Origin of the sequence: Bacillus seohaeanensis, from assembly GCF_042684945.1 — a bacterium.
Taxonomy (GTDB): domain Bacteria; phylum Bacillota; class Bacilli; order Bacillales; family Bacillaceae_B; genus Rossellomorea; species Rossellomorea seohaeanensis.
In genome coordinates this window covers 18987-41817 of sequence record NZ_JBHUMF010000015.1, presented here as the reverse complement: position 1 = coordinate 41817, position 22831 = coordinate 18987, and the positions used below count along the sequence as shown (strand labels likewise).

Below are 22831 nucleotides of genomic sequence, written 5' to 3'. Positions count from 1 at the left end.
AGAAAATACTGTCATAATTATTAGGTTTATTGTATGATTGTTATATAACAGGATTACAACAAAAGATGGGAGCTTAGTAGATTTTAAACAATGCAAGGGGGATTTTACGAAATGCATGTACCATTACTACTAACTGATTTCTTAGATCGCGCCGTGGAGTTGTACGGGGAGAAGCTGGCGATTATCGATGATCGGCGTGTTTTGACGTATAATCAGTTAAACAAACGGGTTAATCAACTTTCACGAGGGTTAGTGGATCTTGGAATTGAAAAAGGTGATAAGGTTGCTTACTTGGCACCGAATACATCAGAAATGCTAGAAGGCTTTTATGGAGTTTTTCAAGTTGGAGCTGTTATGACAGCATTAAATACACGATTGAAACCAGCTGACTACCAATTTATTTTAAGCCATAGTGAAAGTAAAGTGTTATTTGTGGATGAAGATTTATATGAATTAGTGAAACCAGTATTGTCTGCACTTCCAAATCTAAAGAAAGTCATTGTTCATGGACAAGGAAAAGATGGTCATGTTGGATATGAGGAATGGCGAGGTGCTTATTCATCCGAACCATTTGAACGAACGCCATTAGAGGAAACGGATATCGCCTCCTTATTATATACAAGTGGAACCACAGGGAATCCAAAAGGGGTATTGTTATCACATCGCTCCAACTATTTACATGCAATGTCTACAATGCATCATTTGCGTGTATCCGATTCAGACACGCTACTTCATGTGTTACCAATGTTTCATGTTAACGGATGGGGCTCCCCTTTCTATTATACAGCCAATGGAGCTACGCAAGTGATGCTTCATAAAGTAGATCCTAAGATCATTTTAGAAAAAGTAAAAAAATATGGCGTTTCGGTCATGCATATGGCACCAACCGTGTTGAACATGGTGCTAGAAGAATATGAACGTGAGAAGCCTGTTATGGATCAGGATGTCCGGGTTGTGATTGCCGGCTCCTCACCACCGCCAGCATTCGTTCGAAAAGTAGAGGAAGATTTAGGCTGGGAATTTGTCCAAGTATACGGTATGACAGAAACATCTCCGTTGATTACAACTTCTGTTATTCGAACAGAGCAGGAAAATCGCTCGCCGGAAGAAAAATATCGATTAAAAGCAAAAACGGGATATGCAATGATTGGATCGAAAGTGAAAGTAGTTGACGAACTCGGTGAAGAAATAGCTCATGACGGAAAAGCAATCGGAGAGATTGTCACACGATCCAACACTGTCATGGAAGGCTATTACAAAAATCTAGAAGCCACCAACCATACGATTCGAGATGGATGGCTGCATACTGGTGATATGGCCACTGTTGACGAAGATGGTTACATAGAAATAGTCGATAGAATGAAGGATGTTATCATTAGCGGCGGAGAAAATATTTCCTCAATTGAAGTAGAAGGCGCTTTATACGAGCATCCTGCTGTATTAGAAGCAGCCGTTATTGCGATTCCACATGAAAAATGGGGAGAAGTACCTCATGCCGTTGTTGTCGTAAGGGAAGGCCACAGCTTAACAGAACAGGAACTCGTAGAATTTGCACGAGAAAAGTTAGCCCATTTTAAAGCACCAAAAGCTATCACATTTGCCAAAGAACTGCCGAAAACCGCTTCTGGTAAAATTCAAAAAGTCGTCATTCGCAAAGATTATTGGAAGGATCATGATCGAATGGTGCATTGATTTTTATATAGGAAAAAGTAGATAATAAGAAATGGAGTGTTAAATCGTTGTGGATTTAGCACTCTATTTTTTTAGTATGTAATGGCCGGTATTAAAACACCTGTATCAAGGCTTTGAAGAATTAAAAAGTGCAGGGTGGGCTTTGTTGATTTTATACTAGATAGTAGAGGGAAATAGGAAGGTTTTGTAGAAGTAATTAGTTGTTGGAATTGATCTTATTTTTAGGCTGTTTGTATGAAAAAAGTATTTTTAAGCATCGTAAAATCATTTAGGATAACCAAAATGAATCAATTCTATACCATTTTGGCACCAAATTTGCTTTTTTATAGTAGATGGTGGCGACTTGGTTTCAGCCGCCATGGGAGTTTTTCGTAAAGTTTGTTGCTTTTTAACGAAAAACTAAGTTTAACCAACGGGCTGAATATATAAGTAAAAACAACAATCTATGAGAAAAGGGCCTATTTTTAAAAGGAACTCTATTTATCTTTAGAAAGAAAGTGAGTGATATACATAACATGAAAAATCGTATGGAACTAGTGAATTTTTCTATAGGATTACCGAAACAGATGAAGTATGGGAAAGAGAAAGAAATGAGTACCGGGATATGCAAGGAACAGGTGGAGGAGGCTTTTTTAGCCAGTGAAGGCTTTCGTGGAGATGGAGTGGCAGATAAAAAGCATCATGGCGGTCTTGATCGCGCTGTCTGTCTATACCCTTATGAACATTATTCTCTTTGGGAGCAAGAGTTTAAAACATCCTTGCCAGCTAACGCATTCGGTGAAAATTTAACTGTTACGAATATGCTAGAACGAGATGTCTGTATCGGCGATATTTATCAAGTAGGCGAAGCGGTTATTCAAGTAACACAAGGTAGAATTCCATGTAGTACGATAAACAAACGAACTAATATACCTGAACTCCTTAAAAAAATTGTAGAAACAGGCTACAGTGGGTTTTTGTGTCGAGTACTGGAAGAAGGCATTGTCAGAAAAAATTCAACGATTAAATTAATAGAACAACATCCAAAAAAGGTATCTGTATTAGAAGGGATTCACACTTATTTTCATAACAATAATGATGCAGAAGCGATAAAAAGGGTGCTCGAAATTGATGAATTGGCTGATAGATGGCGAGAAATATTTACAGGACAGTTAGAAAAAATACAAATGAAAAATTAAGATTAAAACAAAACGGTATGGCTTAGCCTGCCGTTTTATTTTTGGTATAGGATTCAACAGGTGAATATCAGGTGGAAATCAGCAGTTGAATAATGTATAAAATTCAACTGTTGAATAACACTTAGGTTTCAGCAGTTGAAAAGAAAATAAAGAGACGAATCGCCTAAAGCATAGGGGGAGGACGGAGAAGGAATAGCTTTGGGAGGAATTTGTGTCATCTAATCTCCCATAGAACGGATAAAAAGTATGGTTTCAATGAATACTAGCAAGTAGATAAATTACGACTTTTGTGGGGGTGAAAGGTAATGAACCAGCTTACGACAAAAGAGTTAGCTTTGATAGAGGATGAAATAAGAGCGGAGGAAATTACGGCAAAAACAATGAATTGGTGTGCCGCGCAGTGTGAAGATGAGGAACTCCGTAAGAGATTAGAACAACTTGCAGAGAGTCATCAATTAAAAATCGCAGACCTTGCACAATATTTCAACCGATCTAGAATGATTCAATAATGGGAGGTATGGCATATGCCGAATAACATGGAAGGCCGCGGCTTAACGGATCGAGAAATGCTGCAGCTTTGTTTAGAGTTAGAGAAGGGCAGGTGTCGAAGTATTACGAATACTATGTTAGAAACGAGTCATAAAGAGTTGCGTGACATTTATTCACAGTGTTTGGAAAATGCAAGTAGCAATCACTACGAGTTATACGAAACGATGAATGAAAAAGGATGGTATAAAACAGACATTGCTTCCCCTGAGCAAATTGGCAAAGTACAGGAATTTATGCAAAATAACTTACATCCGGATAATCAGTTTTAGATAAAGCTCTATTTTTAAATAAGATCCGAAGAAGGACACATTAACAAAGTCCTTCTTTGGGTTTTTATATTGGAAAAATTCAGGTTTGTTACTATGGAAATGATACTAATATAATAAAGAATGCATATACTTCAATAAGGTCGTTATGAGGGAGATGGAGAGAAAATGCCAAAGAAAATTCTTTTATTCTGTGACCCAGGTATTGATGATTCTTTAGCTATTATGTATACACTCATGGATCCTAGACTTGAACTTGTTGGGGTAGTAACGAGTTATGGAAATGTTACAAAAGAAACAGCTACTGCGAATGCTGCTTATTTATTGAGCTTAGGAGGTAAACCTAATATTCCTATCATTCCGGGTGCAGCACAGCCTGTTCAACAGGAAGAAGTGACGTACTATCCCGAAATTCATGGAGAAGAGGGGATAGGACCTATTCGACCCCCTAGTGATCTTAAATACCGATTATATCCATTTGATATGATTAGAAAACTTATTGAGTTTTACAAAGATGAGCTTATTATCGTAGATACAGGTCGGTCTACCACCTTAGCAACGGCATTTATTTTGTACAAAGAACAGATGGAGATGGTTGGGGGGTTCTATTTGATGGGAGGAGCGTTCTTTGCTCCAGGTAATGTAACGCCATTAGCCGAAGCCAATTTCCATGGAGACCCAACATCATCGAATTATATTCTTAAATTTGCCCACAACTTAACAATTACCCCATTGAATGTAACGAATGCTGCGTATTTAACACCAGATGTTATAGATGCTATGTCCGCAAGTACTACCAATCCATATGCTTCCATGATAAAACCTATCTTTAATTATTATTATAAAGCGTATAAAGAAAAAGTACCGGGGCTTGTAGGTGCACCAATTCATGATCTTGTTACATTAATGGTAGTCGTTAATGACAATATCGTGGAGTACATCTACTACGATGCAAAAGTAATAGAAGACATTGAGGCAAAGGGCATGTCTTATATTGATCTCCGGCCGGGCGCTAAGGATGGAAAGACTAGAATTGCCATAAAGCTCAATCATGAAGTGTTTATTAGTGAGTTTAAAAAGGTCATGCTAGGTAATCAAAAGAGATAGATGTATGGAAACTTAGAGAAAATTCTGTAGGGTATTTTGAATTTTGTGTGTAAATAATTCCCATTAGATTACACTTCATAATACTTGTGAGTTTTGTAAAAACTAACGATTATTAATTGTTAATGAGGTGTATTATCTAGTGGGAAAAGAACAACTAGAACTTTATGAAAAAATAAAATCAATGCAAGAACAAATAACTCAATTACATGCCGACTACTGGCAGCAGTATTCGAATTTAGGAACATGGCAATTTTGGGTGATTTTTTTATTGCTTTTTATTGCTCCATTAGTCACGTTGTATTTTTTAATCGATAGAAGAAATATGTTTCTATTAGGCTTTTATGGATTTAATATTCATGTTTGGTTTGGTTACATAGACACTTGGGGATATAAACAAGGTTATTGGGGATATCCTTACCAACTTGTTCCCTTTCTTCCTGGGAATTTATCGTTAGATGCTGCGCTAATTCCAATTGCATTTATGTTAGTTTATCAGTGGACGTTAAAGCACAACAAAAATTTTTATTTATACACAACAGCTTTGTCCCTATTTTTGTCTTTCATATTTAAACCAATCCTAACTTTACATCATTTATTTGAACTGCATAAGGGTACTAATTTTTTTCACTTATTTATATCTTATTGTGGCATATTCCTTTTTTCAAAAATTATCACAAACGTATTTATAAAGATGCAAGAGAAATAAAATATTGTTTTTCATCATTATGCAAGAGAGTAATTTTCTTATTTACATATAAAAATATTGAGTATCTTTTTAACACGTAGTTTACTGTAGCTAATGAAGGCATAAAAATATCCCCCTATGGAAAGCTAATACAAAAGTGACAAAGGGGGAATTTACCTTGAAAAAGATAGATTTAACGTCAAGTGAGATCGGCATGCTTTGGACTCAGTATGTTCAAAATAGTATGACTGTACAAATATTGAGTTACCTTCTAGCGACAGTAGAAGATGAAGAAATTAAAGCAGTTGTTACATATGCTTTAGAAATTGCTAGAGATGTAACGAGTGATACAAGGAGTTTTTTCAAAGAGGAAGGGCTTCCTATTCCTAAAGGTTTTACAGAAGAGGATGTGGAAGTAAATGCACCTAAACTATTTTTAGATCCTTTTATATTAATGTTTCTTGAAAGTATCGGCAAAGCTGGGGCAGCGGCACATGCAGTATCTCTAGCGGTCTCTTCAAGAAAAGATGTGCGAGATTTATTTACGAAAAGTGCTACAAATACGATGAAGCTATACAATATGAGCGTAGATACAGGTTTAGCGAAGGGGTTATATGTACGCCCTCCACAAATTGATGTACAGGACGAGGTGGAATATGTAGAGGGGAAGAAATACTTTAGTCCGTTTAATAAGAGAGTGTTAAACACAGTCGAACTCATTCACCTTTTTGAAAACATAAAAACGAATTCAATTGGAGAAATGATTTGTACAGGGTTTGCACAAACAACAAAATCGAAAAAAATTCAATCCTATATGGAACGCGGAAAACAAATTTCGCGAAAACATAGTAAAGTTTTTGCCGATATATTGATGGATTCAGATATTAGGCCACCGATGCCATCTAGTGGTTGTGTAACCAATTCAACCTCACCAGTATTTTCGGATCGCTTAATGATGTTTTTTAAGAGTGTGTTAAGTGCAGCGGGACAAGGGAATTATTCTACTGCTTCAACGGCAAGTATGCGTTATGATTTAGTGTTAAATTACCAAAGGCTATCGGTTGAAATTGCTTTATATGCGCAAGATGGGGCGGATATTCTAATGAAGAATGGTTGGTTGGAAGAACCACCTCAGGCACTTGATCGTAAAGAGTTAAGAAAGAAGTCTTAAGTATAAAGATCTTTTTTGATCCATAAGGTGAGTGTATTGAGGTACGGAAATAAACTACATAAAGGGAAATAATATATAATCAGTTTTTGTATTGAAGGGTCTCGGTAGAAACATGTTAATGGTTTGTCAGGATTGGTAGATTTTAAGTGAGGCACAATTCTAAGCAGAGTTGTGTCTCATTTTTTAGTTTAAATTTATCACCATAATTGTGACATCTATCACAATTTATATAAGATAGAATGCCTATAATAACGCTAAGAAGTCTAGAGTAAATTCATTTTCTTATAAGGATCAGTAAGAGCTTTCTATTCTGCTTTAGGAAAACAAGGAGAAAATGCTGATTGGAGAATCCTTCTTTATCAAGAAAAATTTATTCATCCTAATAAGTCGTTAAAGATATTTAACATTAGACCGATAATATATTGAGTCTACAAATTAGTATTAATGAAGTTTTGAGGATATATTCGTATTCCGAAGATATTTTATATAGGGGAGATGCAGATAGTAGAGCTAGTTAAAGTGATTGTTTTTTGGCTGGATAAGGAGCAGTATGGAGTGAATTTACATAAGGTTCGTTTATTGAATGTTTACCAGTTGTACCTCACTCATCTAACTTTATCAAGGGAGTAAAAAAGTAGCTAGAACGGAGGAGAATGAACTAATGAAAAAACTTAAACTTAAAAATTTAAATATTGGTTGGAAGTATGGATTTACGTTAATTGTTGTCTTTATTCTATTTGGAATATCGACAACAGTAGTCACTACCTTAGTGAACGAAATAGGCAATGATGTAGATGCTTTAGAAAGACGAGGGGACAGAGCAATTAAAGTGACAGAAATGGGCTCGCTCACTCGTGCGAAGTATATTCGAGTTGCTAGGTATTCGCAAAATCCAATTCCACAATATATCGATGAGTATGAGGAGCGTCGAGAGAGTTTTAACGCATTAGAAGCGGAAATAAGAGAAAAGATGGATACACCGGAACAATTGGAATTGTTTGATCAAATTGTTGCGGATGATAAAAAAATGAACGATTTATTCACAAAGGATATTGTACAAGCTATGGATAGTGGAGATACAGAATCAGTAAACCGTTTTGTATCTCAAGCGAATGAGATTCAGTTAGAATCAGTTAACTTATTAGCTGATTTGCGTACCATCGTAAATGAAGAACGGGCTTTAGCAATTACAGAGGCAGAAGAAAGCCAACAACTAACCTTTATTGTTCTTCTTTCTTCCATGGCTATTTCGATTATTATAGGGGGCTTACTTGTCTTCTTCATTAGCCGTGTGGTATCGCGCAATCTAAATGAAGTGGTAGCGGTAAGTAATAAAATAGCTGATGGTGAGCTTTCTGTTCAAACAATTGATTATGATGGTAACGATGAGATTGGACAATTAGCAACGGCAACGAACACGATGGCTACAAATCTTAGAACCATTATTCAACAGGTGTCTGAAATAGCAGAGACTGTGAGTGGTCAAAGTGAAGAATTGACTCAATCGGCCAATGAAGTAAGAGCAGGCTCTCAACAAGTTGCAGTCACAATGCAAGAGTTGGCATCTGGTGCGGAGTCTCAAGCAAATAATTCAGCGGAACTTTCTTCTGCGATGGATATATTCTCAGCAAAAATGCAAGAAGCAAATTCGAATGGGGAATTTGTCTACGAATCCTCTAATAAGGTGTTAGGCATAACAACAGAGGGTGGACAACTGATGGAAACGTCCGTTAAACAAATGGCTGTCATTGACCAAATTGTTAAAGAGGCTGTCAGCAAAGTGCAGGGATTAGATACACAATCGCAAGAAATTTCAAAGTTAGTATCGGTCATAAAGGATATTGCGGATCAAACAAATCTCTTAGCGTTAAACGCTGCAATCGAAGCGGCACGTGCTGGGGAACATGGACAAGGATTTGCTGTAGTAGCAGATGAAGTAAGGAAGCTTGCAGAACAAGTATCTGATTCTGTCACAGACATTTCAGGGATTGTTACAAGTATTCAACAAGAATCCGCAAGTGTTGCGGGATCCTTACAAGACGGCTATAAAGAAGTAGAAAAAGGCACCAATCAAATGAAAACAACAGGTGATACGTTTACAGAAATTAATAGTGCTATAACCGAAATGGTTAGTAACATTCAAAATATAACGAATAACTTATCTATAATGTCCGCTAATAGTCAGGAAATGGGTGCTACTATTGAAGAAATTGCCTCTGTTTCAGAAGAGTCCGCGGCAGGAGTTGAGCAAACATCCGCATCAACGCAACAAACGAGCAGTTCAATGGAAGAAGTAGCTAATAGTTCAGAGGACCTTTCTAAATTAGCTGAGGAACTTAATGGATTAGTGCGTAACTTTAAATTATAAAGTGAAATGTAAAGGAAAAACCTTTCTTACTAGTAAGTGGTTCTGTGCTTATGGAGAAAAGCGGGATTACCCAGTCTATGTAGGAAGGTTTTTTCGTCCTTTACTATTTGCTTCTTAGTCAATAGTAAGTAATTGCGTACAAATTATTATTTATTTTTGTGAATAGAGAAATAGGGAAACAAAAAAGTTTTTTGTACTAGTTTTTATTAATTTAAATAACCTCTTACCTTTTGGGCACTCTAAGGGTAGATAGACTTTATTCTATCAATGACTACGAGTAGGAGGTTACATACAATGGGTATTTTGAGTGGTAATCCAAAAGAGGAACCGATGCATTATGGAGAAGTTTATGGTACTTGGTCAGCTCTCTTAGCTACAAAAGCGATGGTAGCTGGTCATCAAACTCTTTTAAACCATGCAGGGGATACGGATTTAAAAAAGTTAATAAATGAATTTATTGATCAAGGTAAGCAAGAGGAAAAACAACTAGAAACGTTACTAAAAGAAAATACGGTTGGTTTACCACCTACACCACCTGAACGTGCTAGTGCGAATTTAGATGATATTCCTGTCGGAGCTCGATTCTTAGATTCTGAGATTGCTGCTGGTCTATCCGCAGATGTTGCGGCAGGGTTGGTTGCTTGTAGTAAAATGATTGGACAATGCATCAGAGAAGATATTGCCACAATGTATGGGCAAATGCATACGCAAAAGGCACAACTTGGAGCAAAATTACTTCGTTTAAATAAAGAAAAGGGATGGCTTGTCCCACCACCATTACACACACCTAATGAAGGGAAAAACTAAGAAATCTTACGTTAAGTTAACTTGTAGAGAAAACATAAATTTTCTCTACAAGTTTTTTATTGTTTTGAGACAAAAAGGTTTGATGCTGCAATGGCGTTAGGTTGTCCAGTTGTTTGGCTGGGCTATAATTTAACATATATTATTCCTTAATGGACCGAAAAGAGTCTTATCCTAAAAGGAGATGGGATTTACAAGTGAAATTGGTATACGGTAGTTAGACGTCCTAGTCAATGATTATAAGAAAAGGATTCTGTTTAAGCGTGTAGGAATAAAAATTCAAAAAAATTCAATTATTTTCTTTTTATTGGTTTGTAATCCAATTTTTGTGGTATATCTCCTGTATAATAGGGAAATTTTTATTTCTATAAATAATAGAAACAGGTTTAGGAGGTTGACTATGCGAAAGGATGTTCAAAATTATTTAGAAAAGGTGGAAGCGAACAACTTGAAGGACCAATCAATAGCTCAAAAAATTCGAGATTTAATTGCTCAATTTGAAAATGAAAAATTGCCGTTAACAATTAGGGAAAGGGCTTATTATAAAATTATTGATTTAACAAAGGAATTAACAGAGTAAAGAGTTTTCCTGCTGTGTGGGTTATCTTAGATTGTGAATACGTATTATCAATTAGAAAGTTATGACCGTTCAAAGTGTATGGTTGCTTATACATATTTTTACTATGATTCAAGTAATGTTAACGAAATATATAGTGCAAACTTGTCAATAAAGGCAAACCATGAGAAGGGGATGGGAGATCTAGTCAAAATTCTAGTTAGAAGAAACAAAGTGACTATCCGAAAAGTTAGGAAAAAAGAAACCACACGAAGAGGAAGTTTCTTTTCTTCATGTGGATAACTTTTCTGTCGGAACAGTTTACGTCTTGCTCCAGCCGCTAGAGTTAAAGAGCTTAAATACTTGTTTTTTAATTGACCGGTATTTTTATATCAGAAGATGCTAGAGTACGTTCAAGCGCTGCTATTTCTTCATTATTCAAAGGTAGCATCGGTAAACGAACTCCCCCAACTTGTAGTCCTTTTATCGTTAATGCTGCTTTTACAGGTGATGGACTTGGTGCAGCAAATAATGCGTTCATAATAGGGAGAAGGTTGCGGTGTGCGCTAGCGGCATCACGAACATTCCCATTTTGGAAGGTGTGAATCATTTCTTGCATTTCATTCCCAATAACGTGAGAAGCAACCGAAACAACTCCGGCACCGCCGATAGCTAAAACAGGTAATGTTAGTCCGTCATCTCCGCTGTACAACGCAAAATCACTGGAGGTTTTGCTAATGATTTGTGTCATAGCATCTAAGTCGCCACTAGCATCTTTTACAGCTACAATATTGTTAATCTTAGAAAGGCGGACAATCGTCTCTACCGACATATTTACACTGCTTCGCCCTGGTATATTATAAAGCATTACCGGTAAGGTAGTGGAGTGGGCAATAGTTTCAAAGTGTTGAACTAATCCTTCTTGAGAAGGCTTGTTGTAATATGGAGTAACGAGCATAACCCCATCAACTCCAGTTTCTTGCGCTTGTTTAGTTAAGCTAATAGAAGCTTTCGTGTTATTGGAACCAGTTCCAGCTATGACAGGAACTCTTCCGTCAACAATTTTGACAACAAATCGGAATAAGCTTATTTTTTCTTCTGTTGTTAATGTTGGACTTTCTCCAGTTGTGCCAGCTACAACTAGTCCATCAGAACCATTCGCAATCAAATAATTTACTAACGTCTCCGTAGCATTAAAATCAACTTCACCTTCAGAATTAAATGGAGTAACCATTGCTGTTAATACGTGACCAAAATTCATAAATTTACGACTCCCTTTTCATCATTTTTTTGAAAATAGAGGAGGTGTCCTAAGTAAACGCAAAAAAGCAACAACGAGGGATTCGTTGTTGCAGTAGAAACATCAAAAAACCGTTCCAGTGCGTAAGATAGCCCTCCATATAGATTCTTCCTATATGACAGCCCTGTATTTATTCAATAACAGAACCAGCTTCAAGACAAATGAGAGTCTTTCCACTTCGGCAAATTCCCCTTTCCATAATAGTCATTGGATCTCATTATCCTCACATTATGTACTAATGGTCTTTGCTCCTCTATCCTTACTTCAAAAGGTATTGAAATAAGAAAAAAATATTTAGTTAACTGTAATTTAACAAAATGTTCCTTCTATTGCAAGGTTTATTTTGTTAAATGCATCTGTATGACAATTGTTAAGAGAAATAATCAACAGGCATTTCGGCAATAAAATTAAAGTGGAAATATGGATGGGCTTTTGGCGAGTAATAAGCTGGGGATAGGATGATTATTGAACTTTACCAAATTGCTTGAAAAAGCTTCGGTTCCATAAGGTTTGTATCGATTGGGCATGTCTTAGCGTTTTCTCCATATTGCCAGGCCCAAACATGAGCAATGCAGGGTGGTGAGATTGGCTTATACGTAGGCGCTTTTGCCTTCGTTGTAGCGCCAGGTGTTGGTTCTTGACTCCAAATGACTACTTGTTCGCCAATCTTTGCTTCATTCGATACGGCTGTACAGTAAGCTTTATTAAAATTTGCTTTACTTGGATCTGCATAAATACCAGGACGATATCCGCTTGTATATAAAGCATTAACCCAGCCTCGTATCCAAGCTTCATCCACATCAAAAAACTTCTCGATATTGGCAAAAATAAATGTTCCGTCTGGGACACCAAGTCTTCGTGCATGATGGGTCGCATTCAACGCAGCAACTCTACCGTTTCGATTGCCAACCGCGGCACTAAAGTTATTATAAATAAGCAAAATCTTCACGTTTTTTTCATGAAGAAATCCAACCTCTTCATTGGTAAGTCCGTCAGAAGCATTTTGTACAGTGGATAAGTACCTTCCCCAATACTTCGGCTTTCCAAAGTTATCGACAACACAAGAATATAACTTATCTGTCACTTTGGCTGCGGAATCTACCCCCCAAATCTCCTTAGGCATATTTGTTTCCCCCCTCACTAAAAAACTTCTGTCTTGTTATGTATATGGAATTACGGGGAGAAGGTAACAATAAGTAGGGAAACATTCCAACCTTAATGAGTGAGACAAAGTATTTAAAAATAAATTATTTATCATTGGCTAAAGTTTCTCGATCATCTGCTAAAGGTGGTTGCTCTAACCATCCATTCTTTATTAATAATTGGGCGCCATCCTCAGCATATAGACCTATTTCCGCTATAATACGTGTGTAATCCATTGCGATGTCTCTTCTTTGCGTAACGGCTAAACCGGCTCCGAAAAATCCTACTGCTGCAGACACCAACGATACGATATGATTCAACATCAGTTTATCTGAAAAAGGGGGAACAGTGGAATCTGTCACTTCAGACGACCATGAAGCAGGAGAGGACAAATCTCCTTTTGATAAAATAGAACTAAGAAGATTAAATTGACTTTTACAAATATTTTTCCCCTTTTGAAAGTACTTTTTAACTTCCTTCGATTGACAGACTTGTCCAAATGCAATTTCTAATACGACTTTAACGATGGTCTTTTGCATATTATAACTAACACCGCTAATTTCGATAGCACTTAACGGTCGTTTCTTTCCAAACCAACCGCTTAAGTAACGTTGATCACTTACAAAGTCAATTTGGTTAGGTGCGTCAATACGGGGAGGCTTACTGTAAATTCCTTTATTCAGCATTACATCTACAATTCGTTCGTATAGCTCCATTGTTTCTTTATTGCATTGCATAAAGTAGGTTACCTGGTCAGCACGGGCGGATGTTCCTACAGCACCAGCATAGCCTGTTAATCCGTGTAATGTCATAACGTGCATATATACTAACATAAAAGTATCTGTAAATAAGGCAGGAGCACTAAAATTAACATCATCTTCTTCTGTAAAGCCCTTTGGAATAGGCCAGTTCTCTTCATTAAAAAATTTTTTAATTTTGTCAATATGAGATTCTGCTATATCAAGAGAGAATTTAAGAATGTTCTTAATATCTTTATCTTGAGCCTTCTCAATAGAAAATCTTAGAACACAAATGGATAAAGAATCATTCATATATTGGGTCCAAAGATTTGCTATTTCAGCTGAAGTAAGTCGAACGTTATGACTAATATTTTCCACAAAATAAACCTCCAATAGTTAGTACAATCATTCCAAAATTCTTTATGTAACATTGTTCATTTAATAGGTGATTTTTATTTGAAAATTCAAGTGTAACTATATGTACTGTTGATTTTGAAATGCTTTCTTAAACTATTTTTCATACTTAACATACCTTTTATTAGTGAGAATATGTATTATTAGCTAAAAATTTTAGTAAAAGCTCTTTTTACCTAAAAATGAATAGCAAAGACACTTCTATCATATGTATAGTGATTAGACTTTTAGAGGGGAAGTGTTGATGATGGCTAATAAAAATCATCCAAATTTGATGGCAAGTGAATATGAAAGAGCGAAACACCAAAAAGTTCCTGTAAAGCTAAACCCAGTTGTTCAGCCTGCATATGTAAATCAACTACCAGCCCCAGCTACACCGATATCCCCCGTTCCATCAATACCTCAACCAACTCAATATGTGACACCACTTGACTCAGTTTATGTAGACCATTTGAGCAGGCATCAAGGTCAACATATGGTTGTGATGACAACAGCAGGGAAAGTGGAAGGTGTTCTGACAGGCGTGGCCGTTGACCATATCCAACTGAATGTTAGCGAAGAAAAAGCAGTTCATATCCGAATTTCCCAAATTGTATATTTTGAAGGGTTCCCAATTTCCTATCGGTGAAAATGAAAAGGAGGAGGTAACGGTATACATGCTGTTGCCTTTTTAATGCTTATACTATTCTAAAAAGGGAGGGGTAATGATGGAGGAGAAGATACATAAAGCGATTCAAGATATTTATCCAGATGATTTTGCTTGGTGTTATGGTTGTGGTCGATTGAATGAAGATGGTCATCATTTTCGAACAGGTTGGCAAGGGGAGCAAACGGTGACAGTCTATACACCTCAGCAAAAGCATACGGCAATTCCAGGATTTGTTTATGGTGGCTTGCTTGCGTCATTAATTGATTGTCATGGGACAGGCTCAGCGGCATTGGCATTACATCGAAAAAATGGACATGAAGTAGGGGATGGAGCGGAACCACCACGTTTTGTTACAGCATCACTAAAAGTAGACTATGTAAAACCAACTCCACATGGCGTTCCATTAAAAGCAGTTGGTACAATCGAAGAAATTCATCCGAAAAAGTGGAAAATTGAGACAGAGGTATTGGTGAATGACGCTGTTTGTGCTCGAGGAGAAGTCGTCGCTGTAGTGATGCCTCGTAGTTTTACAGAAAAAGAGGAATAGAAGGAGACGAAAAACCTAACCTTCTAGCCGTTAGAAATAAATCAGTGGGGGTGAAACAATCCCCACTGAAAATTCCACCTTAGGAACAAGCTGTTGTCTAAAAGAGTGTTGCTTTTAACAACAGTTGAAAATTAGAGTGGAACGGTCCATTGCTCACAAACAGCTTATAAAAAGCCAAGTGGAAGGGAAGAGTCTTATAACTTATTAGCAAACTCGTTAAGTTTTTTAGATAACTCTTTAATCTCCTCTATAAAAGTGGAGGTTTGTTGAATAGAAGCAGCCTGTTCTTGACCAACAGCAGCTATTTGTTCAATGGAAGTTCCCATTTGCTTTGTAACGGATTGGATTTCAGCCATTGTTTCCCGTATCTTTTGCGTTGAAGTAGCTGTTTCTTTTGAAAACTTCCGAATTTCATTTGCGACAACTTCAAATCCTTTGCCTTTTTCCCCAGCACGTGCTGCCTCAATTGCTGCATTTAGTCCTAGCAAATTCGTTTGATCTGCCACTCTTTTTATCATCGTTAATACTTCATCTGTATTTTTAACTTCTTCTCCTGCCTGATGCGACTGGACTAGAAGCTCTTGAGAGAAAGTAGCGAGTGAATTCGATCCATTGGCCACACTGCTAATTTGTTCATTGGCTTGTGTTAATGATTCTGAAATTTGGGAGACAATTGCTCGTAATTCACTTTGTCTACGTAACTGAACGGCAACGCCACCAATCACTTTACCGGTTTTATCATGAAGGGGAAGTGCTGTTCCTGTAAACTCAAAGCCATAGAAATCAGCTGGTACCTCTGCCTGTAAACGTTTGTTTTGACGAAGTGCAACAGATAGGGGTTCTTCCGGGTCTAAGGTTTGCCCTATTTTAATGTTTAAATCTATGTTCTCGCCAGGAGAATAGGCAATAAATTTTTCCAAATCACATATAGCGATAGATAAATCAGCAGGTATTGATGCTTTTATAATAGATATCATTGCAACAACGTTATCTAGAGAATCAATTTTATTAAACATTGGGTATATATCTCCATTTCTATTATCCATTACTTACTATATTACTATAATACTCTAAATATAGTATCGGATAAAACAGAAAAAGGGAAGGATATAGATGGAAAATCCATCATACGGAAAAGGCACTTTCCATTTTTTAAAGGAAAGTGCCTAATGACTATTATTCTTTTATCATTTCTTTTGAACTTCTTACCGTATCAATTGGGCGAACTAATTTTTCAATTTCTTCCCGTTTTGGCTCTAGGAATGGGGGTAGTGATAATTTTTCTCCAAGTGTTTCGTAAGGTTCATCTCCCATAAATCCTGGACCATCTGTAGCAAATTCAAATAAAATTTGAGGTGCTACTCTTGCGTATAATGACTCAAAGAAGTGGCGGTCGACATAGCCGGATGTTTGGAATCCGAAACGTTGCATGCGTGTAATCCATTCTTCTAAAACAGAACGATCTTCTACGCGGAATGCGGCATGGTGCACCGTACCAAAACCTTGACGGGCTTGGGGAAGAATTGTGTTATGTTCGACAACTACTGATGCTCCGTTTCCTCCTTCGCCAACTTCAAATAAATGGAATGAACCGTCTTTAGCTGTTTCTTTAAATAATAGAACCTTCTCCATCATTTCTTTAAAGTAATCAAATTGTGCGATTCGAACAAAGATTGGTCCTAAGCCAGTAATTGCATATTCTAGTGGGATGGGCCCCTTTTGCCACGGTGTACCAGCGGCAACACCTTCATCGTTTTCATCTGAAATCAATTGATATTGTTGATCATCAAAATCAACAAAAGAAAGCGTCTTTTTCCCAAATTGTTCTTTAATTCCAGTGTGGGTTACGTCTAGACGATCAAATCGTTTTACCCAATAATCTAATGCCGCATCACTTGGTACACGAAAAGATGTTTTGGAAATCTCATTTGTACCATGTACGCCTTTTGGAATACCAGGAAAGTCAAAGAAAGTCATATCTGTTCCGGCGCTACCTGTATCATCTGCGAAAAATAAATGATACGTTTGAATGTCATCTTGATTGACAGTCTTTTTTACCAAACGCATTCCTAAAACATACGTGAAAAATTCATAGTTCTTTTCTGCACTACTTGTAATAGCTGTTACGTGATGTATTCCTTTTAATCCGTTCATTTTAATTCCTCCAATGGAGCTGAAAATTTGTATTTGTTTCATCGTTATTTTAAAAAAGTTAATTGAGGTTACATTTAATTAATATATCTTTAATTCGAGATAAATATAACATGGGTAGTAGACACTGTCAATAAATATAGTATCGGGCACTATGCTAAGCTTACTAAATTGTATTTCTATTCCTTTGTACGTTAATAGGTTAAAAGGGGGAGGGGCATACATCTCTATTTGCTATATGTAAAAAACCCCACTGAACTTTATCATAAGATGACAAGCCAGTGGGATTCTTTTATAAATAATATTGTTTTCTACATTTCATTCCGTTCATTTGTATGCATTGTTAGAGTGATAGAATGAAAACTATTCACTTACTGCATTTGCACTTGCGTTAGATAGAGTTAAGTCTGCCTCTTTCTTTTCTGTAGCGGGTTTAACTCTTTTAATGAAGAAGGCTAAAACGAGAGCGATGACAGCAATCAATGTAGAGATAAGGAAAGAGAAATTAATCCCGTGTAACATTGCTTCATTCATAATTTGTTGTTGCATTCCGGCTGCTGCTTCCGCTGATGGCTGTGCCATGCTTGGATCCATATTGGCCATAGCGTCGGCTGCTAATTCTTTCGCCTCTGATTCTGTACGGTTATTCATAATAGTGATTAAAAGGGCAGAACCAATCGCACCAGATACTTGTTGAAGGGTATTGTTCAATGCTGTTCCGTGTGGGTTATCCCTCATTGGTAATTGATTAAGACCATTTGTCATTACTGGCATCATTACCATCGACATACCGAAAGATCGAATAGTATAGAGTAGGATGAGACTTGTATAAGACGTTTCCATATCTAAACGGCTAAAGAAATACGTTGTCACGATCATAATCGTTAACCCAATAGTAGCGAGTGCTCTTGCACCATATTTATCAAATAGTCGTCCTGTAATCGGAGACATAATCCCCATCATTAAAGCTCCAGGAAGCATAAGTAGTCCTGACTCCATAGGGGAAATGCCACGAATTGTTTGGATATAAATTGGCATTAAAATCATCCCGGAGAACATTGCAATAGCTATTACCATCGAAATCGCAGATGATAAGGCGAACATTGGGTATTTATAAATTCTAAATTCCAGCATTGGGTCATCCATCCGAAGCTGACGAAGTACAAAGGAAATTAATGCAATTGTTCCGGCAATGATTGTTCCGTATACAAGTGGATCATCCCAGCCTTTGTCACCAGCCGTGCTGAATCCGTAAAGGAGGCCCCCAAAACCGATACTTGATAAAATAAGCGAAAAAATATCGAGCTTAATATCATGCTGAGGGGTAACATTTTTCAATTTAAACGCTGCAAGAACAAGCGTTAAAACTGAAAATGGTAAAACGATATCAAATAGTGTTCTCCAACTATAATGCTCCACGACCCATCCAGATAGTGTCGGACCAATGGCAGGTGCTACAATCATAACGATTCCGAATGTTCCCATTGCTGCTCCTCGTTTTTCTACCGGGAAAGCTGTCAACATGACATTCATTAAAAGCGGCATCATAATCGCAGATCCTGACGCTTGAATCATTCGTGCTGTAAGAAGAACACCAAATGATGGTGCTAAGCTTGCAAGCAATGTTCCAGCTGTAAATAGCCCCATTGCTGTAATGAATAATTTTTTATTTGTAAAACGTTGAATAAAGAACGCACTTGCAGGAATTAATATCCCATTTATAAGCATATATCCTGTCGAAAGCCATTGGACTGATGTTGCATTAACATCGAAGTCTTCCATAATCGATGGGAGTGCTACATTGAGTAGCGTTTCATTCAAGATGGCAACAAAAGCCCCAATAAATAAAATCGCAATCATTCCATAAGGCGGTTTCTTTTCAATCGATTTTGTTTCCGACATTATTGTTTCCTTCCTTCTTTTTATAATTATTAGGCATACTCATTTAGTACGTAACAATATTATACTATCGGTACAAAATCTGCAATAAAAAAATTTACCATGTTTAAAAATATTGATTTAAAGCGTTTTGATTGTTATTTTTAAAAGTATACTACTGTTATAAAAGGTGATTATATGACTTCAAAAAGAAAACAAATTATCGATGCAGCACACCGGTTATTTATTGCAAAAGGGTTTCATCAAACATCTATTCAAGATATTTTGAATGAAGCGGAAATTTCAAAAGGGACTTTTTATAATTACTTCACTTCAAAGAATGAAAGTCTCATCGCAATATTGGAATTTGTTAGAGAAGAAGGTAATCAAAAACGGAGAGAGATTGCCCATGGTAAAGCTAAAGACGATGAGGAAGTATTTATTAAACAAATTGCAGTCCGTATGAATACGAACCGTCAACACAATTTAGTGGCACTGTTTGAATCCGTTTTTTCATCAAAAGATGCCGATTTAAAAGCATATTTGAAAAGGGAACACTGCGTAGAATTGGAGTGGATAGCCAAAAGATTAATAGAAGTTTTTCCATTGGAGACAGACCGTTATGCATTGGATCATGCGGTAATCCTTCTCGGAATCATTCATCATTTATTACATGGCTGGACACTTGGTACAAGCGAAGAAATAGAAACAGAAAAAGTGATTCATTTTGCGCTCGCACGAATCAAGCCGATTATCGAAGAGCAAATACAGTCAGAAGAAGTCTTTTTCCCAGAAAACTGGCTGGGCCTGGCTACAAGGGAAGTAGAAACAGATACGGATAAAATGATAAAACAGGTGGTAACACAATTAGAAGATCTCCTTAAAAACGATCAGAGAGAGGGAGAAGACATCTCGAAAAAACGGGACTATATTCAGTTTCTACTGAACGAATTTCAAGAGGAGCATCCACGCTTATTTTTATTAGAAAGTGTACTAATTTCGTTGTCTCATGCCTTCCGAGAATCAGAGGATGAACAGGAAGTAAGGAAAATTACTGAAAATGCATGGGGGATAATCGAAAAGTTAGAAAAGGGCAATAAATTGTAGGTGCACTATCGGAAGTTTGTCTTACTAACGTCGAAAAAAGTAGTGAATGAGTATTTACTTACTAGTACGTTAATGGGTTGATACATTGGGTATTTTGTACCCTACAATGAACAATAAATGTTATACTCTACTACAGAATGTTTTCAAGTAGGGGGAAAGTCGTGAAAAATATAAAAAGCTTCTTGCAAAAATTCACCGTGTTCCGGGGGTTAAATGAGGAAGAATTACAACTAGTTGCGACGATAACGAATACTCGTCCTTATAAAAAACGCATGAATGTTTTTATGGAAGGGGAGGTTCGTGAAGCTGTCTTTTTTATCTTATCGGGAGTTGTAAAAGCATATAAAATTGATGAAGAAGGCAATGAACAGGTGATTTCCATTTTACATGAGGGTGACATGTTTCCACATGTCGGTTTTTTTGATGAATCACCATATCCAGCAACGGTTGAAGTAGTGGATGATGCGGAACTGCTCGTAATCCGAATTGATGATTTTGAAGATTTTATGATGAAACATCCACAAATTTCAATTAAAGTGATGAAGATGCTCGGGCAGAAAATTCTTGATTTACAAGAACGAATCCAAGGTTTCATCTCTAAGGACGTGCAACACCGGTTTACCCATACGTTGCTCAAGCTAGCAGAAGAACAAGGGGTGGACCAGGAAAATGGGGTTTACCTTAACATTTCGATTACCAATCAAGACTTTGCCAATATGGTCGGAACGTCAAGAGAATCAATCAGCCGAGCCTTAACGAAAATGAAAAAACAAGGTTTATTGAAGGCAGACCGACAAGGGATTTTAATTTATGATATAGAGAAACTTGCGAAGCTTTAACTAATTTAAAATGCCTATCCTCTTTTAAAATTTTAAAAGAGGATAGGTATTTTTTTAATGTTGCGTGTTAGTGTTTGGGATTTGTGGCTTTGGCTGAGCCATACTATAGGAATTCATCATTTGTTGCATATCTTGCTGTGCGAGCTGTGGTACTTGATAGTAATGGTGCTTATTCTGATAAAGAGAAATCTCGTACGCCATTTCAATACTATTTGGTACAGAATCGGCAAGCACACGTCGCACTACTGGATTAGTCGTTTCAAGTGCCGCCTTTGTTTTAGCAGTGGCACATGCCTTTACGGCTCCAAGTATCAAGCCCGAAATACATTCATCGGTTAATTCTGTTGCAGATTGTAACGGTTTTTTTGGTTGAGATGGCTTCATACCATACACAAAGTCATTTTCTTGCTGCATTTTATAGCTTTGTGTTGGTTTAGAAGGGTCTTGACCAGATTGAAAACATTCAACCGTTGTATTGTATTCATCTAGAATGAATTGGTATTGGCGATTCATCATGTCTTGCAATTCAGGATCCTTTACATGCTGAAGTAACATCGTATAAGTATCTAAAGCGCCAATAGCACCTGATAACACTTCATGAACATCAAACACTTCATGCCCACCATGGTTCAGTTGCTGAGGCACATTACCTGTATGCATATTTTGATGTAGCGGACCTTGTTGATTTTGATTTTGCATCATCCTACCATCCTCCTTATTGGTGATTCGAAGTTAGTATGGTTTAGAATAAGCGGATTATTCCTGGTGTGGGCGGATACCAAGAAAAGGATGGATGAGCAAGTTATTCAACACAGTTCAATTATTGATTCGACATATTGATTCAACAGGAGAATATTTTGGTTTATTCAACAGGAGAATATTTTCGTTATTTCAGCAGTTGAATGATTGCTTGAAATCAGCTGTTGAAATCTTATGTAAATTCAACTGTTGAATTTTTCCTTATTTTCAACAGTTGAATCACGATCTGTTGCATCACACCCAACTACCACCCTATCTTCAATTATCTCGCTTCCCAACAATCCCATAAAATAAAAGCTTCGTTAAATCCTCCGTTATAGGAAGTACCTTTTGATACACATCCTCCCGCTGTATATATTCCTTCATCATTTGAATATAAAATAATATTGCCTCATTAGATAAATCCGGATCGACGTGGCCTTGTTGTTTTCCTTGGTTAAATAATTCAATAAAATAGGGGATGGCTTTTTCATTGTACAAGTTTTCAAGATAGTGAAATCCTTCGGAGTATTCCTTCATAAGCTGTTCATAAAAGTCAGGATGAATTTGTTTTGCTGTTTCTTTCTTAGTAAAAATGATTTGTTTGATTTTTTCTGGAAATGGGATGTCTTTTTGTAATAGCTCTTCATATTCAGCCCACACTTTATCTACGTAATAAATAAAGGTTGCATGCATTAAATTATGCTTGCTTTCAAAATAATTATAAATCGTTACTTGAGATACATTTGCTTCTTTTGCAATTTCAGCGATTGAAACCTTCTGTACGCCAAACTCCATAATTAACGCTAGTGTTGCTTCTAATATATGTGTTTTCTTTTGTTCTCTACGTCGTTGAAATCCGTCCATATTTTTCACCTCTTTCTATAGTTTAATCAAAGTTATGTAATATAACAAATGAAATAGTTCAAAACCTATTGTCAAATGAAAA

Annotated in this window: 21 protein-coding genes, 1 pseudogene and 1 riboswitch; of the genes and pseudogenes, 14 read left to right on the top strand and 8 right to left on the bottom strand. The window is 36.8% G+C overall.

The genetic code is table 11. From position 1 onward, the window contains the following. Nucleotides 1–111 precede the first annotated feature (111 nt). The 10 genes from ACFSUL_RS06230 (at nucleotide 112) to ACFSUL_RS06185 (ending at nucleotide 10400) form a co-directional block, all read left to right on the top strand. Nucleotides 112–1692, top strand: a complete 1581-nt coding sequence (locus tag ACFSUL_RS06230) for a long-chain-fatty-acid--CoA ligase (RefSeq protein WP_377933689.1) — start codon at nucleotides 112–114, stop codon at nucleotides 1690–1692. Nucleotides 1693–2207: 515 nt separating this feature from the next. Continuing rightward, nucleotides 2208–2870: an MOSC domain-containing protein gene (locus tag ACFSUL_RS06225; protein ID WP_377933687.1), complete on the top strand. Its 663-nt coding sequence runs from the start codon at nucleotides 2208–2210 to the stop codon at nucleotides 2868–2870. Between the two features lie 305 nt (nucleotides 2871–3175). After that, nucleotides 3176–3379, top strand: a complete 204-nt coding sequence (locus ACFSUL_RS06220; RefSeq protein ID WP_071411792.1) for a hypothetical protein — start codon at nucleotides 3176–3178, stop codon at nucleotides 3377–3379. A gap of 15 nt (nucleotides 3380–3394) precedes the next feature. Further along, entirely contained in the window at nucleotides 3395–3688 is a 294-nt protein-coding gene (locus tag ACFSUL_RS06215) for a spore coat protein (protein WP_377933684.1), read from the top strand. Nucleotides 3689–3853: 165 nt separating this feature from the next. Continuing rightward, on the top strand, nucleotides 3854–4792 hold the full coding sequence (locus tag ACFSUL_RS06210; RefSeq protein WP_377933682.1) for a nucleoside hydrolase: 939 nt from the start codon (nucleotides 3854–3856) through the stop codon (nucleotides 4790–4792). Between the two features lie 139 nt (nucleotides 4793–4931). Next, complete coding sequence (locus ACFSUL_RS06205; protein ID WP_377933680.1) at nucleotides 4932–5498, top strand: CBO0543 family protein; 567 nt, start codon at nucleotides 4932–4934, stop codon at nucleotides 5496–5498. Nucleotides 5499–5655: 157 nt separating this feature from the next. Next, the gene (locus tag ACFSUL_RS06200) at nucleotides 5656–6648 is read left to right on the top strand and encodes a DUF3231 family protein (protein WP_377933678.1); all 993 of its coding nucleotides are present in this window, start codon (nucleotides 5656–5658) and stop codon (nucleotides 6646–6648) included. Between the two features lie 661 nt (nucleotides 6649–7309). Further along, nucleotides 7310–9016 (top strand): methyl-accepting chemotaxis protein, encoded by a 1707-nt coding sequence (locus ACFSUL_RS06195; RefSeq protein WP_377933676.1) that lies wholly within the window; start codon nucleotides 7310–7312, stop codon nucleotides 9014–9016. A 294-nt stretch (nucleotides 9017–9310) separates the two neighbouring features. Then, on the top strand, nucleotides 9311–9823 hold the full coding sequence (locus tag ACFSUL_RS06190) for a DUF3231 family protein (RefSeq protein WP_377933674.1): 513 nt from the start codon (nucleotides 9311–9313) through the stop codon (nucleotides 9821–9823). A 397-nt stretch (nucleotides 9824–10220) separates the two neighbouring features. Next, nucleotides 10221–10400 (top strand): hypothetical protein, encoded by a 180-nt coding sequence (locus ACFSUL_RS06185; RefSeq protein WP_071411797.1) that lies wholly within the window; start codon nucleotides 10221–10223, stop codon nucleotides 10398–10400. A 346-nt stretch (nucleotides 10401–10746) separates the two neighbouring features. Here the strand turns inward: ACFSUL_RS06185 and dapA are convergent, their stop codons facing one another. The 3 genes from dapA to ACFSUL_RS06170 form a co-directional block, all read right to left on the bottom strand. Further along, entirely contained in the window at nucleotides 10747–11637 is an 891-nt protein-coding gene (dapA, locus tag ACFSUL_RS06180; RefSeq protein WP_071411798.1) for a 4-hydroxy-tetrahydrodipicolinate synthase, read from the bottom strand. 120 nt (nucleotides 11638–11757) lie between these two features. Continuing rightward, a riboswitch (Lysine riboswitch) is annotated at nucleotides 11758–11940 on the bottom strand. Between the two features lie 208 nt (nucleotides 11941–12148). After that, the gene (locus ACFSUL_RS06175) at nucleotides 12149–12799 is read right to left on the bottom strand and encodes a glycoside hydrolase domain-containing protein (RefSeq protein ID WP_071411799.1); all 651 of its coding nucleotides are present in this window, start codon (nucleotides 12797–12799) and stop codon (nucleotides 12149–12151) included. A gap of 124 nt (nucleotides 12800–12923) precedes the next feature. Further along, nucleotides 12924–13937 carry a DUF3231 family protein gene (locus ACFSUL_RS06170; RefSeq protein ID WP_377933671.1) on the bottom strand — a complete coding sequence of 338 codons (1014 nt, stop codon included), beginning with the start codon at nucleotides 13935–13937 and terminating at the stop codon, nucleotides 12924–12926. Between the two features lie 280 nt (nucleotides 13938–14217). On the opposite strand from ACFSUL_RS06170, the gene ACFSUL_RS06165 reads away from it, so the two are divergent. Then, entirely contained in the window at nucleotides 14218–14601 is a 384-nt protein-coding gene (locus tag ACFSUL_RS06165) for a DUF2642 domain-containing protein (RefSeq protein ID WP_377933669.1), read from the top strand. Nucleotides 14602–14680: 79 nt separating this feature from the next. Continuing rightward, nucleotides 14681–15169, top strand: a complete 489-nt coding sequence (locus ACFSUL_RS06160) for a PaaI family thioesterase (protein ID WP_071411801.1) — start codon at nucleotides 14681–14683, stop codon at nucleotides 15167–15169. A gap of 194 nt (nucleotides 15170–15363) precedes the next feature. Here ACFSUL_RS06160 and ACFSUL_RS06155 read toward each other — a convergent pair. From ACFSUL_RS06155 to ACFSUL_RS06145, 3 genes and pseudogenes are all read right to left on the bottom strand, one after another. Further along, nucleotides 15364–15678, bottom strand: a pseudogene (locus ACFSUL_RS06155) (methyl-accepting chemotaxis protein); the annotation flags it as partial. A gap of 667 nt (nucleotides 15679–16345) precedes the next feature. Continuing rightward, nucleotides 16346–17323, bottom strand: coding sequence for a ring-cleaving dioxygenase (locus ACFSUL_RS06150; RefSeq protein WP_377933667.1), 978 nt, complete (start codon nucleotides 17321–17323; stop codon nucleotides 16346–16348). A gap of 360 nt (nucleotides 17324–17683) precedes the next feature. Next, a complete protein-coding gene (locus ACFSUL_RS06145; RefSeq protein WP_377933665.1) occupies nucleotides 17684–19222 on the bottom strand; it encodes a DHA2 family efflux MFS transporter permease subunit in 1539 nt (512 codons plus the stop codon). Nucleotides 19223–19396: 174 nt separating this feature from the next. Here ACFSUL_RS06145 and ACFSUL_RS06140 point away from each other — a divergent pair, with 174 nt between their 5' ends. Continuing rightward, on the top strand, nucleotides 19397–20305 hold the full coding sequence (locus tag ACFSUL_RS06140) for a TetR/AcrR family transcriptional regulator (RefSeq protein ID WP_377933662.1): 909 nt from the start codon (nucleotides 19397–19399) through the stop codon (nucleotides 20303–20305). Between the two features lie 161 nt (nucleotides 20306–20466). Then, nucleotides 20467–21144 carry a Crp/Fnr family transcriptional regulator gene (locus tag ACFSUL_RS06135; RefSeq protein ID WP_377933660.1) on the top strand — a complete coding sequence of 226 codons (678 nt, stop codon included), beginning with the start codon at nucleotides 20467–20469 and terminating at the stop codon, nucleotides 21142–21144. 54 nt (nucleotides 21145–21198) lie between these two features. On the opposite strand, the gene ACFSUL_RS06130 is transcribed toward ACFSUL_RS06135, so the two are convergent. Then, nucleotides 21199–21843, bottom strand: a complete 645-nt coding sequence (locus tag ACFSUL_RS06130) for a spore coat protein (protein WP_071413896.1) — start codon at nucleotides 21841–21843, stop codon at nucleotides 21199–21201. A gap of 318 nt (nucleotides 21844–22161) precedes the next feature. After that, a complete protein-coding gene (locus ACFSUL_RS06125; protein ID WP_071411807.1) occupies nucleotides 22162–22749 on the bottom strand; it encodes a TetR/AcrR family transcriptional regulator in 588 nt (195 codons plus the stop codon). Between the last annotated feature and the right edge of the window lie 82 nt (nucleotides 22750–22831).